This is a genomic window from Candidatus Sericytochromatia bacterium (assembly GCA_035285325.1).
Taxonomy (GTDB): domain Bacteria; phylum Cyanobacteriota; class Sericytochromatia; order S15B-MN24; family JAQBPE01; genus JAYKJB01.
Genome location: JAYKJB010000084.1, coordinates 1 through 15182 on the forward strand (window position 1 = coordinate 1; position 15182 = coordinate 15182).

Annotated in this window: 10 protein-coding genes; 3 read left to right on the plus strand and 7 right to left on the minus strand. The window is 68.7% G+C overall.

The window, feature by feature from the left end; translation table 11 throughout:
* The first annotated feature begins 414 nt into the window (after positions 1–414).
* Positions 415–2331: a hypothetical protein gene (locus VKP62_10950; protein MEB3197710.1), complete on the plus strand. Its 1917-nt coding sequence runs from the start codon at positions 415–417 to the stop codon at positions 2329–2331.
* Between the two features lie 112 nt (positions 2332–2443).
* Here VKP62_10950 and VKP62_10955 read toward each other — a convergent pair whose 3' ends face one another.
* From VKP62_10955 to VKP62_10965, 3 genes are all read right to left on the minus strand, one after another.
* Positions 2444–3391 carry an NAD(P)-dependent alcohol dehydrogenase gene (locus tag VKP62_10955; GenBank protein MEB3197711.1) on the minus strand — a complete coding sequence of 316 codons (948 nt, stop codon included), beginning with the start codon at positions 3389–3391 and terminating at the stop codon, positions 2444–2446.
* Positions 3392–3494: 103 nt separating this feature from the next.
* Positions 3495–4559 carry a hypothetical protein gene (locus VKP62_10960; GenBank protein ID MEB3197712.1) on the minus strand — a complete coding sequence of 355 codons (1065 nt, stop codon included), beginning with the start codon at positions 4557–4559 and terminating at the stop codon, positions 3495–3497.
* A 124-nt stretch (positions 4560–4683) separates the two neighbouring features.
* Complete coding sequence (locus tag VKP62_10965) at positions 4684–6189, minus strand: DEAD/DEAH box helicase (GenBank protein MEB3197713.1); 1506 nt, start codon at positions 6187–6189, stop codon at positions 4684–4686.
* A gap of 343 nt (positions 6190–6532) precedes the next feature.
* Between VKP62_10965 and VKP62_10970 the strand changes: the two genes are divergently transcribed.
* Positions 6533–8239, plus strand: a complete 1707-nt coding sequence (locus VKP62_10970; protein ID MEB3197714.1) for a thrombospondin type 3 repeat-containing protein — start codon at positions 6533–6535, stop codon at positions 8237–8239.
* Positions 8240–8568: 329 nt separating this feature from the next.
* On the plus strand, positions 8569–9159 hold the full coding sequence (locus VKP62_10975; GenBank protein ID MEB3197715.1) for a M23 family metallopeptidase: 591 nt from the start codon (positions 8569–8571) through the stop codon (positions 9157–9159).
* A gap of 81 nt (positions 9160–9240) precedes the next feature.
* Here VKP62_10975 and katG read toward each other — a convergent pair whose 3' ends face one another.
* The 4 genes from katG to VKP62_10995 all read right to left on the minus strand — a co-directional run bounded on the left by katG (position 9241) and on the right by VKP62_10995 (position 15119).
* A complete protein-coding gene (gene katG, locus VKP62_10980; GenBank protein MEB3197716.1) occupies positions 9241–11448 on the minus strand; it encodes a catalase/peroxidase HPI in 2208 nt (735 codons plus the stop codon).
* Between the two features lie 107 nt (positions 11449–11555).
* Complete coding sequence (gene ahpF / locus VKP62_10985; GenBank protein ID MEB3197717.1) at positions 11556–13118, minus strand: alkyl hydroperoxide reductase subunit F; 1563 nt, start codon at positions 13116–13118, stop codon at positions 11556–11558.
* A gap of 73 nt (positions 13119–13191) precedes the next feature.
* Complete coding sequence (ahpC, locus tag VKP62_10990) at positions 13192–13761, minus strand: alkyl hydroperoxide reductase subunit C (GenBank protein ID MEB3197718.1); 570 nt, start codon at positions 13759–13761, stop codon at positions 13192–13194.
* Positions 13762–14114: 353 nt separating this feature from the next.
* Entirely contained in the window at positions 14115–15119 is a 1005-nt protein-coding gene (locus VKP62_10995) for an amino acid--tRNA ligase-related protein (protein ID MEB3197719.1), read from the minus strand.
* Positions 15120–15182: the final 63 nt, after the last annotated feature.

Consider the following 15182-nt stretch of genomic DNA (forward strand, 5'->3'; position numbering starts at 1 on the left):
CGGCCGCCGGGCGCGAGGTCGCGCTCGCTGGCAGCGTGCTGCCGGCTGGTGGCGTGGTTGTCTGACATCCGACCAGCGTGCAAGCCAGCACCAGCAATAAAGAACGACTCCAACCTGCTTGTCTCAACGTCTCTCTCCCTCTCAGCGTGTTCCGTGAACTTTCAATCCTGAACCCCTATTTCTTACCCGGTTCGGCGTGGTCTCATTCTTCGCTGGCAAGTGCCGGCCGGCCTGACCGTGTCACGGGCCTGTTTGGCAGGGTACGCGCGCCGTGCAGTGATGTTCGGCTGGCCGCAGACTGCGTTACAATGAGCCGCGGCGTGTCCTCGTCAGCCCCTGCGGGGCCGCCGTTGATCCCATTCCGCCTCGCTCGCCCGCGTGCTCCGCCGGCTGCCGTGAACGGAGACTTGTGAGATGCCAGCGTCCAGAACCAGCCTGAGTGTCCCGCTGGCGGCGCTTTGGCTGGCCGCTTGTGCCTTGCCTCCCGAATCGCTGCGCGAACTGGAGACGATGGGCAGTGCGCGACGCCGACCCGAAGCGCCGGCGTCGCGCGGGAATGGCGATGCGCCCCCCACCTCTGCCACCCAGGACGGGCGTTCGGATGGGACGGGGGCGCTGTTGGAGCCGCGCGCGGCCGCGCCGATTGGCAGTGCCCCCGTGCCGACCGTTCCGCAGGCCGGCCTGGCACCCAGCGACGTGGCGCCCTCCCCTCAGACCGACCCAGGCAACCACAGGGGGCCGCTCATCTCGGATCGCGGAACCGGGGTCCAGTGGCCCGCCGAGGATGCTCTCTGGCGGCTCAATACAGGCATCGTCTCAGACCTTGGCGGCAGCCTGATCAGCAACAACGGCGCCGCCTTGAACGGCTGGCAAGAACCAGGCACCAACGCCTTTCCCAACGCGCGGGGACCAGGAGGATCTGCCCCCGCTTTTCTTTCGACCGTCGCGTCCGCCAGTCTCTCGGGCCAGCTATTCAGCACGGTCTATCCGCCTTCCCGGGCTCTACTGTCGTGGCGGGCTCCAGATGGTGAGCAACTGACGTGGGGGGAGCTTGACCCCACCCCCAAGCCCGAACTGAGCACCGCGGTGGAGACAGCCGGCACCTTCCGGTGGCAAGGCTTGCAGGTGGTCAAGCCCACCTGGCTCGCGGCCAACTTTGTGGACCCTGCGATCGTCAAGGCCCCCGACGAGCAGCTCTTCTGGGTCGTACGACCAGGGCAGAACAACCTGCGCTTCGCGGAAGCCACCGGCGCACTGGGCACTTATCTGCTGGCGCGCTTGGTCGGCAATCAGGCGCGTCCGGACGTGGCCTTGCAAGCCCTGACCGCCCCCCTGCTCGACCCGGCGAATGCGGCGATCACCCGGGTCTGGGCGACCAAACCGCGCGTGGCAACCCTGACCCGTGCGACCCTGCTGGGCGCCATTGACGTGTGGCTGGCGGAGGACCAGGCCCTGCGTGAGGCCCTCGACGCCATTCGCCGGGCCGTGCTGGATGCCGAACGGCAGGCCCTGGGGTTCGGCCAGTCGGCCACGGCCTTCCCGCTGTGGCCATTTGGCGGGTTGGCGATCGCCTCCGATGGCACGCTTGCGCTGACCACCCTGAGCCCGCCGCTGGTGATGCGAGTGACTCCCGCCGGTCAACTGGCGACGGCACTGGGAACCGGGCAGCGGGCCCTGGTCCTGCCGCCGGATGGAAGTCCGGCCGACGAGGTCGCCGTCACGCCGGTCGGTCCGGTGGTGCTGGATGCCGCTGGTCGGGTGCTGGCCGTGGTCAAGGCTTCGGAAACCAATCGTCTGGCCATCTTGGGGCGTGATGCCCAAGGCCGCTGCAAGACCCTGGTGAGCTGGGCCCCCGACGCGCTCGAAGGGGGAGACCCGCAAGCCCTGGCGTTGGGGCCTGGCGCGCGCCTGACGGTCTGGACGTCTGCGCCCGCGCGTCAAAAATCCATCGGGTTTCCCACCCTGCGGTGGCAACTGGCTCAGGCAGGGCAGCCTCCGCCCGCCGTCAAGCTGCGGGCCTGGTCCTGGGAGGTCTCCAGCACGGGAGCTCTGCTCGGCCCCACCCGCGGCGAGGAATCCCTGACCCCGCAAGGCGCACCTCCAGGCAGTTCCAGCACCTGGCGCGTGAGCAGCGGCAGAATTGAGCGGGTCGGCCTGGATGGTGCTGTGATGGAGCCCCATGGCAGCTTGCCCGCTGGCATCCGGATGGGCAGCTGGCCGCGCTGGATTTCGGGGCCAGATGGCAGCGTCTACCTGGCGGACGGCGGCATCGTTTGCCGCGTGAAGGGCGATCAAGTGACCCTGGTTGCGGGACAAGTGAGCCGGCGCTGACGCTGCGCTGAGGCCTCGCGGCGTCACGTGACGCCAGGAACGCCTTGGGGACTCCCGCGGGTCTGTTCATGCTGGCTTGAATGCTCACCCCGGTTGGCCCTGGGCGCGGCGGCTACTCGGCCTGCACCGTCACCACGATCTTGCCGACGGTGCGCCCGCTGATCGAGCGCGCCCAGGCCTGGGGCAAATCAGAGAGCGGGAAGGTCCCGTCGATCGCCACGCGCAGCTTGCCCTGGCTCCACCAGTCATCCAGCTTGCGCAGGTCGAGGCCGCTGCGCCGCAGCATGATGGCGTGGGCGCGACGTCCGCCCAGCACGTTCAAGAGCGAGCGTGCGATCACGCGCGGGCCGGGCAGCACGGCCGCGTAGTGACCGTGGCGCGTCAGCAGCGGCATGAACTCGCCCGGATTGTCGCTCACGCAGTCCAGCACGACGTCGAAGGGGGCCTGACCCGCATACGGGTCCTGCTGGGTGTAATCGAGCACCAGGTCAGCGCCGAGACCCTGGACGAAGGGCACGTTGCGCCCGCTGCAGACCCCCACGACCCAGGCTCCGGTGGCCTTGGCCAGTTGGACGCCAAGGTGACCCACCCCACCGGAGGCTCCCACCACCAGCACGCGCGCGCTGGCATTGGCCATCGGCAAGCGGCAGGCGTCTCTCAGGGCCTGCAGCGCGGTCATGCCGGCCAGCGGCAGGGCCGCGGCCTCGGCCATCGTCATGCCGGCCGGCATCGGGGCCAGAATGTCGACCTTGGCCAGGGCGAATTCCGCGCAGGCGCCGGAGCCGTCCAGGCGTCCGTGGACGCGATCGCCCGGACGCAGGGTGGTCACCCCCTTGCCCACCGCCTCCACCGTGCCGGCCACGTCCATGCCCGGCACCACGGGAAAGCGCTGCGGCAACAGCAAGCGAAAGGCGCCGCTGGCCAGTTTCCAGTCGACCGGGTTGACGGCGGCGGCGTGCACGCGCAGCAGCACCTCCCCTTTGCCCGGGGTGGGCAGCGGGCGCTCGACCAGGGTCAGGCCCTCGGGGCCTCCATAGCGGGAATAGCAGACAGCGCGCATCTAGACGGGGTTCCTCCGGTTGGTCCATTCCTCCGGTCACCGATTACCACAGCCTGAATGGGGCTTCAGGCCGGCAGGCGTCGGCTCCGGGGAGGCACCCGATTCATTCGAAACGGTTCTCGATGCGCAACAGGCTGCCATCCTTGCTGGAGAGCGTCAGCGTCTTGGCCCGGTCAATGCCTTCGCGCCTGTAACGGTAGACCCATTGCTCCGTCCCGTTCGGGCCGCTGCGGGCAAAGGAGGGCAGACCGTGCTCGGCGAACACCGCCATGGCCTTGGGCTTGCCCCGGGTGTGCTCGTACTGGAAGGCGCGGCTCACGGCCGCCACGCCTTCGACCTTCAGTTCCACCGCGCGCGCAGCCTTGCTGACGGCGTCCGTCGCGGGCCGACCGGCGGCCCGCAGGTTGGCGGTGGTCAGGATTGCGTCCAGCGTTGCCGACTCGGGTGTGAGCGGATCCTCCGAGAGGGTCACCAGGGTGCTGCGCTTGACCCCGAGGGCCAGCAGGCAACGCACGCGACGCGACAGGGCCTCGCCGTCTGCGCGGGCGGACGGCTCGTCGTTCCTCGCCAGACGCACGTGGTCCTCCTGCACGAGTGCGAGGAATTCCGGCAGGGCCTCGTTCACCTTGCCGACCGCCTCGTTGCGTCGGTATTGCTCCACCATCGCCTTGGCGGCAGGCTTGTCGCTCAGGGCCGACAGGCGCGCGATGGCCGCGACCATCTGCTCGGGGGTGTCGGCGCGGTTCAGGGCGGCGCGCTGGTCGATCGCCTCGTACAGCTTGATGTCGGCGGGCGTTTTCAAGCCGAGCGCAGGGTGGTGGTCGATCAGCGTCTGGTTCGCGGAGTTTACCCAGGCCATGGCGGCTTCCGCCCGCGGGGCAATCGTGTTCCAATCCGGGTGCTCGCGGCAGTGTCGGCCGCTCGGTTGCATCTCGCTCAGATGACTGTTGAGCTCATTGGCCAGTTGTCGGCATTTCCGCGCGCTGAGGGGCTCCGCCACCCCCTTTTCGTAGGCCGCCAGCATCGCCTTGGCCTTCTCGAAGTCCGCGATGGTCTCCTCATCCGGGCCGAGGAAGGGCAGCTGGGCCACCACGTCGGGCGTGGCCAGGACAGGGGCTGGCGCGAGCAGGCCGCAGGCGATCGCCAGCAGCAGGCAACGGGCGGTCATGAAGGCTCCTTCCAGGCAAGGATAGGCTTGCCACCGAGCATCAGCGAGGCGCGAGGCCGCCCGGTAGGCCCGGGCGGCGCCATCGTAACGCACCCCCGTCGGGGTGGCAAGCCGCCGTTTTGGCTCAGGGCCGGCGGGGTCCGCCGGTCTGACGACGGGCGCCACCGCTGGAGGTCCCGAGGCGGCCCTCGCCGCCAGGCTGTCCCGCTGTCCGGCTCGATCCGCCTTGTGGCGCCGCGGAGGGCTGCGGGCGTGGACCCTGGGCGTGGCGCGGGGCGTCGCCTTGCGGGCGTGGACCTTGGGCGTGACGCGGGGCGTTGGCTTGCGGACGTGGACCTTGGGCCTGGCGCGGGGCGTCAGCTTGCGGGCGTGGGCCTTGGGCGTGGCGCGGGGCGTTGGCTTGCGGACGTGGAGCTTGAGCCTGGCGCTGCGGGTCCGCGGGGTCGCGGGGGGCCTGGCCGGCTCGGGCGGAAGGGGGTTGCGGGCGATCGCCGCCTGCCGGGGGTGTCGTGCCAGACTCGGCTGCCCAGGGGGTCGTGGTCAGCCGCTGCTTCATGCCCTTCTGCAACTGGCGCCACTTGTCGCCATCCTCCGGGCCGAGCAGGGTCACGGCCACGCCCTTGCGACCGGCGCGGCCGGTGCGCCCCACCCGGTGGGTCAGCAGCTCGGCCGTTTCGGGCAGTTCGTAGTTGATCACCAGGTCGACATGGTCCACGTCCAGCCCGCGTGCCGCCACGTTGGTGGCCAGCAGGATCGGCACGCCCCCGTCGCGGAATTCGGCCATGACGCGGTCGCGTGCGTTCTGGCTGAGGTTGCCCTGCAAGGCGGCCACCGGGTAACCCTTGGCTTCCAGCTGTTTGGCCAGCTTCTTGACGCCGTGCTTGGTGCGCCCGAACACGATGATCGAACCGGGTCCCCGCCCGTCGAGCAGCTGCTGCAGCACTTCCAGCTTGGGCGTCGCGTCCACCTGGAAGACGCGGTGTTCGATGTCGGGTTGCTCGCGCGGCTCGGTGTCGAGTTGCACCCGCACGGGCGCGCGCAGGTGCTGCTCACAGGTCTGCAGCACCCAGGGCGGCACGGTGGCGGAGAACAGGGCCGTCTGACGCTTGCGGGGCAGCTTGCCCATGATCCGCTCGACGGCCGGAGCAAAGCCGCGGTCGAGCATCTCATCGGCCTCGTCGAGCACGAAGTAGTGAACGTGGCGCAGGTCCAGGTCGCCTCGCTGCATCAGGTCCAGCACGCGGCCGGGCGCGCCGACCACCACCTGGGCGCCGCGCCGCAACGCCTCGGCCTGGGGGCCGATCGCCCGCCCGCCGAAGGCCAGCACGGTCTTGATGCCGGCCGGCTTGCCGATCGCGTCGATCACGCTGCCGACCTGCACCGCCAGTTCCCGCGTCGGACAGAGCACCAGGGCCTGCACGTGCGGTTCACGGGGGGTGATGAATTCCACCAGCGGAATCGCGAAGGCGAGCGTCTTGCCGGAGCCGGTACGGGCCTGGCCGATCACGTCGCGTTCCTGCAGCAGCGGCGGGATGGCTTGCTGCTGGATCGGGGTGGGGGTATGGATGCCCATCGCATCCAGGGCCACCGTGGTGGTGGCCCGCAGTTCGAATTGATTGAAACCTGACAAGGGTGCCTCTGGCTGGGTTGGGGAGGCGGCCGCAGGCCTCCCGGGGGCACCCGGGGCGGGTGCCGGAAGTGGAACTGCCGTCGCGGCTGGCGTGGGCGGTAGGGCCGACGCAGGGGGCAGCTTCCGGGGCCTGCCGACGACGTGCGCTGGGAGGCCCCTGAGGTTCAGCGTACCACGGCGAGGCCCGGGGCGCGAGCGCGCGGGGTTGAGGGGCCGGCGTTTGAGGCGCTGGCCTCGGGCAGGAAATACCTGACTTCAGCAGGCCCTTGTCATTTTCGCCCCCCACCCAGGGTATGGGAGCCAGGTGGTCGCGCGTCGGCCACGCCACGAGAAAGGAATGTCCATGTCCCGGCCCACCCTGTTCCGCCCCCTCTGCCTGGCCACGGCCCTGGCGCTGGCCGCTGCCGTTTCCGGCTGCGCGGGCGGCGCTCCGATCGCCCCTCAGGCTCCCGCCAACGCGGGCGCGTCCGGCGCCCAGGCGGCGCCTGCGGTGGTTCGCCCTGTTCCTCAGGGCCTCGCAGCCCAGCCCGGGGTCATTGTCGTGACCGGGCTGCTCGCGGCCGGCGGCATGAACTACAAGTTGGCCGGGATGGCCCGGCCCTTGGCCTTCCTGAGCGACCGCAAGGGGCGCCGCAATTTCTTCGATTGGTTACCTTCCGGGCGCTTCGTGGCGAGGATCCCGTTCGCCCCACCCCCCGTGAAAACGGATGGCGCCGCGTTCCAGCTCGCCGGGATGAACCTCAGCCGCCATCCGTTCTACCTGCCCGGTCCGGATGCCCAGGGTCTGGTCGACCCGATGTACCGGCCCGGCATGAACCCGCGGCACGGCATCTTCCGCCTCGCCATGGGGCTGAAGGCCGGGGCCAGGAAGCGGGACGGACTCCAGGGCGTCGCGGACGTCCCGAGGTTTTTGCGCTGGCCGACGATGGGCGGCGCCCACGTCGGCATCACCCTGAAGCAGGCGGAGGCGACCGCCAACGGGGCCACCGAAAGCTCCTATATGGAGCTCGCGCCGGGCGAGGTCTACGACCTGGGTGAAATTCAGGGCGACACCTCGCAGCAGAACCCCCTGGAGCAGATCGACTCGGATGGCGACGGCCTCAACAACTTCGCCGACAGGGACGACGATGGCGACGGCGTGGGGGATGACCGGGAGCAGGGCCAGTACATCTACGACGCCGCTGAGAACCACGACAATGATGGCGACGGCACGGGCGACGTGCGGGATGATGACGACGACAACGACGGCCTTCCCGACCGGCTCGATCAGGATGACGACGGCGACGGCATCCCCGACGCGAAGGACACCGATGACGATGGGGACGGCGTCGAGGACGCGACGGACCTCGAGGATTTCGACTTCGACCTCGATGAGGACGGCCTGCCGGACGAGGCGGACAGCGATGACGACGGCGACGGCGTCGCCGACGCCGTGGACGCCGACCAGGACAATGACGGGGTGCCGGATGATCGCGACGGCGACGACGACAACGACGGCGTGCGTGATGCCCAGGAAGCCGCCGACACCGACAGCGACGGCATCGCCGATGCCGTTGACCCCGCCCCCGAGGATTCCAACGTGCGGGAGATTGCCGCCAACGTCGATTGGAAGGCTTGGGCGCGCAAGTACCGTGACGACCGCGATGGCGACTACATTCCGGATGCTCAGGATGCCGACGATGACGGCGACGGCACCCCGGATGCCCAGGACACCGACAACGACAATGACGGCATCCCGGACGCGCAGGACCGGGACCGCGACGAGGACGGCATGCCGGACGCCCTCGAGGCCAAGGGCCCGGATGCGGATGGGGACGGCGTCGGGGATGCCTATGACACCGACCCGGATGGCGACGGCACGCTGGCCAGCGCGCCCGATGAGGGCGAGGCCGCGGCGGACGCGGATGAAGACGGCGTGCCGGACGTGGAAGACGACCAGCCGGGCGATGAGGGGGCACCGTCGGAAATCGCCGGTCGGAACGCCGATGACGACGATGGCGCGATCGTCGGCAAGCCGGATGAGGGCGAGAAAGACACCGAGCCGGCCTGAGGCTCTTGCGTTCTGGAAAGGCGCCTCCCGGGCCCGGTGGGCGCCTCCTTCAAGTCGTCGCCTGGACCGATGGGCGTTGACAGCTTGCTGCTCGAATAAAAGTTGCTGTTGAACCTGAGTTGCCCATTCATTCCTTCGTTCTCGCTGGTGCCCTCCGCCGAACAGCCCCTGCGTCGAGGCCTCGTGCGCCGGCCGGCGGGTTCGCTGAGGTTAAACTTAAATTAACCTGACGTGAAGAACTCGTAACCGGCCTGAAACCACCGCCGACGAAGACGCCTCAGCCCCACCCGGCCCCCTGCAGGTGGCCCCGCGTCCATGAGGTATGCTGCTTGAACCCCATTGCGCCCCGCGCGTCCGCGTCTCAGGCCTCGCTCCGTTCGCCCCGCACGGCCCCCGCGAGTGGAGCGGGAACCGTGCCGGTGGCCCGCGTCGCGTCGCTGGTCGCTGCGCCGGCGGGCCGGCCTTCTGAACCCGTTTCCCAGGATCTGACGGGCCGCGATCGCCTGCCCTTGTGGGCCCGCTTGCTGCGCCGCTGGCAGTTCCCCCGCGTTCGGGTCACCAACCCGCCGCCCTCCGAACAGCGCCTGTTGCGCCCCATGCCGGGCGTGATCACGCAGGGCGTGCGCCCAGGCCACCCCGCCCTCGACATCGCCTGCAACGTCGGCACTCCCGTGCGGGCGGCCCACGACGGGCAGGGCGGTGCCCGCACCAGCCACACCCACGGCATCACCTTCGAACTCCGACGCGCGGATGGTCTGGTAACCAGCTACAGTCACCTCAGCGCGGCGCGTCCGGGCGGCGCCTACAAGCGAGGCGACCAGATCGGCGCGTGCGGCAACACCGGCAGCTGGACCACCGGCCCGCACCTGCACTTCGAGTCCAACCGGCCTGAGCTGCTGAACTCACTGGCCGATCAATAGCCCGTCAGAGGAACGAACCAAGGCCCCCTCGCCCTGTCTGGGCAAGGGGGCCTGCGGCACCGGTTGTCCGGGTTCCGGGGGTCAGTTCCGGTCGAGTTCCATCACCTTGGACCAGGCCGCCACGAAGTCCCGTACGAACTTCTCGCGCCCGTCGTTGGCGGCATAGACCTCGGACACGGCCCGCAGTTCGGAGTTCGAGCCGAAGATCAGGTCGACCGGCGTCGCGGTCCAGCGACGCTTGCCCGACTTGCGGTCGTGCCCTTCGTAGAGGCCTTCGCTGGCCGACTTCGACCACTTCGTGGACATATCGAGCAGGTTCACGAAGAAGTCGTTGGAGAGCGTGCCGGGCCGGGCGGTGAAGACGCCGTGGGCGCTGTTGCCGCTGTTGGCGCCCAGCACCCGCAGACCGCCCACCAGCACGGTGGTTTCGGGAACCGTCAGGGAGAGCGTGTCGGCCTTGTCCACCAGCATCTCGGCCGGCGACAGGCGGCTGTCCTTGGTGTAGTAGTTGCGGAAGCCGTCCGCCGTGGGCTTCAGGTAGGCGAAGGTGCGCACGTCCGTCTGGGTTTGGACCGCGTCCCCGCGACCGGGCTTGAAGGGCACCTGGACCGTCACGCCGCCCTTCTTGGCGGCCTGTTCGATCGCCGTGGCCCCGCCCAGCACCACCATGTCGGCCATGGAGATCTGCTGCTTGCCGGCGTGGGCCTTGTTGAAGGCGCTCTGGATGCTCTCCAGGCGCTTCAGCACGGTGGCCAGCTCCTGCGGGTCGTTGACCTCCCAGCCGCGCTGCGGATCGAGCCGCACCCGACCCCCGTTGGCGCCGCCGCGGAAGTCGGTGTCGCGGAAGGTCGAGGCCGAGGCCCAGGCCGCCTTGACCAGCTGGGCGGTGGTCAGGCCCGACTTCAGGATCTTGGCCTTCAACTGGGCCACGTCCTGCGCCGTCACCAGCGGGTGCTTCACGGCCGGCACCGGGTCCTGCCAGTTCAGCACTTCCTTGGGCGCTTCGGGGCCCAGGTAGCGGGTGCGCGGCCCCATGTCGCGGTGCGTCAGCTTGAACCAGGCCTTGGCGAAGGCCAGTTCGAAGGCCTTCGGATCCTTCTGGAAGCGCTGGGCGATCACGCGGTAGCTGGGGTCCTCCTTCAGGGCCAGGTCCGTGGTCAGCATGACCGGGGCATGGCGCCGGTTGGCCACGTGGGCGTCCGGCACCGTGCCGGCCGCCTGGCCGTTGGCCGGAATCCACTGCAGCGCGCCGGCCGGGCTGCGCGTCTTGACCCAGTCGAAACCGAACAGGTTGTTCAGGTACATCATCGTGAACTGGGTCGGGGCGGCCGTCCAGGCGCCTTCCAGGCCGCTGGTGACGGTGTCTTCGGCGTTGCCCTTGCCACGCCGGTTGTGCCAGCCGAAGCCCTGCGCCTCGACCGGCGCGGCGGCCGGTTCAGGGCCGACGTTGCCGGCCGGGGCATGCGCGCCGTGGGCCTTGCCGAAGGTGTGGCCGCCCGCAATCAGCGCCACCGTTTCCTCGTCGTTCATGGCCATCCGGCCGAAGGTTTCGCGGATGTCCCGGGCCGCCGACAGCGGGTCGCCGTTGCCGTTGGGGCCTTCCGGGTTCACGTAGATCAGGCCCATCTGGACCGCGCCGAGCGGCTTTTCGAGCTGGCGATCGCCCTTGTGGCGCTGGTCCGCCAGGAACTCCTTCTCGGGGCCCCAGTACACCATGTCGGGTTCCCACTGGTCGATCCGGCCCCCGGCGAAGCCGAAGGTCTTGAAGCCCATCGACTCCATCGCCACGTTGCCCGTCAGCACCATCAGGTCGGCCCAGCTGATCTTGCGGCCGTACTTCTGCTTGATCGGCCAGAGCAAGCGGCGCGCCTTGTCCAGGTTGGTGTTGTCGGGCCAGCTGTTCTGGGCCTCGAAGCGCAGCTGGCCGCCGTCGGCGCCGCCACGCCCGTCCCCGCTGCGGTAGGTGCCGGCCGCGTGCCAGGCCATGCGCACGAAGAACGGGCCATAGTGGCCGTAGTCGGCCGGCCACCAGTCCTGCGAGCGGGTCATCAGCGCACGCAGATCCTTTTTCACGGCCGCGAGGTCGAGGCTCTTGAACTCCTTGGCGTAATCGAAATTTTCTCCCAGCGGGTTCGACTCGGCCGAATGCTGACGCAAGGGCGCCAGATCCAGGCGTTCAGGCCACCAGTCCTGCACCGTCATGGTGCGGGCCAGGGCCGGGGGCGTCAGCGCCAGCGGGCTGACCGTGCCGGCCAGAATGGCCACTGCCAACAGCGTTCGTCTGACCATCGAATGATTCCTCCTCTTCACTTCCGTGGTTTACCACAGCCTGGTTGGATCCACACCGTTGTGGGTGCCAGATTGGTTGCGCGGAAAGGCCCACGCCGGCGAGGGCGTCACGACGCCTGCGGCAGCGAGGTCCGGATCAGATGGTCGAAGGCCGACAGGCTGGCCTTGGTGCCCTCGCCCATCGCGATGATGATCTGCTTGTAGGGCACGGTGGTGCAGTCCCCGGCCGCGAACACGCCGGGGACGGAGGTCTGCCCGCGGGCATCCACCTCGATCTCCCCGTGGCGACTCAACTGCAGCGTGTCCTTCAGCCAGGCCGTGTTGGGCACCAGGCCAATCTGCACGAACACGCCTTCAAGCTCCAAGCGGTGGCTCACCCCCTGGCTGCGGTCGGTGTAGACCAGCCCCGTCACGCGCTGGCCATCACCCACCACCTCGGTCGTCTGGGCGTTGAGCAACACGGTCACATTGGGCAGGCTGTGCAGCTTTTGCTGCAGCACCGCGTCGGCCCGCAGCGCCTCGCCGAATTCTAGCAGGGTCACGTGGGCCACGAGGCCGGCCAGATCGATCGCCGCCTCCACCCCAGAGTTACCGCCCCCCACCACGGCCACCCGCTTGCCCTGGAAGACCGGGCCATCGCAGTGGGGGCAGAAGGTCACGCCCTTGGTGCGATAGGTGCTCTCGCCCGGCACTTGCAATTCGCGCCAGCGCGCCCCGGTGGCCAGAATCACCGTTTTGGCGCGCAGGGCCGCGCCACTGGCCAGACGCACCGTGTGCAGCCCTTGACCGGGTTCCAGGGCCTCGGCGCGCTGGGCCGTGAAGACCGGCACGTCGTAGGTGCGGACGTGCTCTTCCAGCGAGCGGGCCAGGCGCTCGCCTTCGGTGTGCTTGACCGAGATGAAATTTTCGATGCCGACCGTGTCGAGCAACTGCCCGCCGAAGCGGTCGGCCACCACCCCGGTGCGAATCCCCTTGCGGGCCGCATAGATGGCGGCAGCGGCGCCGGCCGGACCGCCACCCACCACCAGCACGTCGAAGGGGGCTTCCTGCGACAGCCGGGCGGCTTCCTGCTCCGCGGCGCCGCCGTCCAGCTTGTCGAGGATTTCTTCCAGGGAGGTACGCCCCTGACTGAAGGGCTGCCCGTTCAGGAACACCGCCGGCACGCCCATGATGTCGCGGGCTGCCACCTCCTCGCGGTGCAGGCCGCCGTCGACCATGGTCACCTGGATCTCCGGGTTCAGGGCCGCCATCGTGTTGAGCGCCTGCACCACGTCGGGACAATTGTGGCAGGACAGCGCGATGAACACCTCAAATTGCTTGGGCCCGGCCAGCCTCTGGATGCGCGCCACCTGGTCGTCGCTTAGCTTGGGCGGGTGGCCCCCGGTGTGCAGCAGGGCCAGCACCAGCGAGGTGAATTCGTGTCCAGTGGGCAGGCCCGCAAAGTGGATGCGCGGGGCCTCGCCGGGGCGGGCCACCGAGAAACCCGGCTGCCGCACTGCGCCCGTCTGCTCGCGCCAGCTCACCTGAGGGGAGAGGCCGGCGATGGTGGTCAGCATCGCCCGCAATTCCTGAGCCGTGGCGCTGTCATCCAGCGCGGCGAGCAATTCGATCGGGTGACGCAGCTTTTCCAGGTAGGCCGCGAGTTGGGCCTGCAGGGCGGCATCCAGCATGACGGGACCTCCTTCCGGTCTCGTGCGGACGGCGGTCGGCCTCCCGGCAGGCTGCCGGGAGGCCGGCGGGTCGTCAGATCTTGCCAACCAGGTCGAGCGAGGGCGCCAGCGTGGCCTGGCCTTCCTGCCACTTGGCGGGGCAGACCTCGCCCGGATGCGAGGCGACGTACTGCGCCGCCTTGATCTTGCGCAGCAGCTCACCGGCATCGCGGCCGACGCCGCCCGCGCTGATCTCGACCATCTGGATCTTGCCCGCGGGGTCGATCACGAAGGTGCCGCGCTCGGCCAGCCCGGCCTCCTCGATCATGACGCCGAAGTTGCGCGTGATCGTGCCGGTCGGGTCACCGACCAGCGGATACTTGATCTTGCGGATGGTTTCCGAGGCGTCGTGCCAGGCCTTGTGCGTGAAATGGGTGTCGGTCGAGACGCCGTAGATCTCCACGCCCAGCTTCTGGAACTCGGCATAGCGGTCGGCCAGGTCGCCCAGCTCGGTGGGGCAGACGAAGGTGAAGTCGGCGGGATAGAAGAACACCACCGACCACTTGCCCTTCAGGTTGGCTTCCGTCACCTCGACGAAGGCGCCGTTGTGATAGGCCTGCGCCCGGAAGGGCAACACCTCGGTGTTGATGGGAGTCTTGTTCATGACAGGTTCTCCTTGCTAGGGTAAGGGGCAACGACAGAAAGGCTAATGATTTAGAATCATTTTAAATGTAGAGTAGTCACAAGGAGGGTGCCTGTCAAGGGGAAATTCGCGGCGGAGGGCCGGCCGGAACGTTAAATTCCTGGCAAATCTCTGTTGCCTGCGCCTCGGCCCGCTGCCGGGGCAGGCCACCCCTCGACGATGCGCCAGCTGCCTCTCGGATTCCAGATGGTGCCATCAGAAAACGCCGCCGTGTCAGGCACGGCGGCGTTTTCATTGAATGGGGTCGACGTTCGTCTCTGAAGGCTGTTGCCGCGCTCGGTGAGCGACCTTCCGGGAAGCGGCGGCGCTCGCCTTCAGAGCAGGTTGTCGCGGTTGATCAGGAAGGGCACCGCCTCGCGGATGTCCGAGACGCCCAAGATGAACTGGGCCACGCGGGCCATGCCCACGCCCGCGCCGCTGTGAAGCGGAATCTCGCGGTCCTTGTGCGCGTCCAGGTACCAGGCGAAGTCCTCGTCCTTGCCACCCAGCGCGATCAGCCGCTCATACATGGCGCTCGTCTTCAGGCGCCGCTCGATCGTGGCGTGATCGTGCTCGCGCTCCGCGGCCCCGGCCGATTCGCCCGAGAAGGGCAACAGCATGTCGGTCGAGTTCACCACGCGCGGATCCTCGGCGTTCTGCTTCATATTGAAGAACTTGATCGGCAGCGGGTAGTGGGTCAGGAAGCAGGGCCCGTAGATTTCGGTCAGGCGGCGCTCGTGGTTCGCTTTCAGGTCATCGCCCCAGGCCAGCCCCGGAAAGTCCGCCTGCAGGGCCTCGACCGCCTCCGTGTAGGTGATGCGCTGAAACGCCAGGGCGCGCAGGGCTGCCGTGTCGCGCCCGAAATGGCTGCGCAATTCCTGTTCGCAGGTGGCGAGGACTTCGCCCACTGCTGCCTGGACGATGCCCGTCAGGTGGCCGATCAGCTCGTCGAGGTTGCCCAGGTGCTCGATCTCGAACAGGGCGAACTGGCACAGGTGGCGGTCATCGGCCTCGGGCTCCATCCGGAAGCTCTGGATTTCCGCGTAGACCTTGCCCAGCACCGGCGTGATCAGTTCCAGGTAGAGCTGGTCGCTCTGTGCCAGGTAGGCCGGTTTGCCGAAATAATCGACCTTGAAGAGGGTGTCGACATTCTCGCAGGCGCCGGTCACACCGACGATTTCAGGCACGTTGTGGACGCCGATGAAACCCTGCGATTCGACGTAGCGACGGGCCCCACGGAACATCGCGGCCCAGATGCGGATCAGGGCGGCGCGGCGCGGCGAGCAGGGCTCCAGCGAGTTTTCAGGGCGGGCGACAGGCAAGGGAAGGGTGGCGGTCACGGCGACTCCTTTCAAGCGCTCAGACACGAAATCCGGGCAAAAAAAAGCCGAACCCCCAAAGGG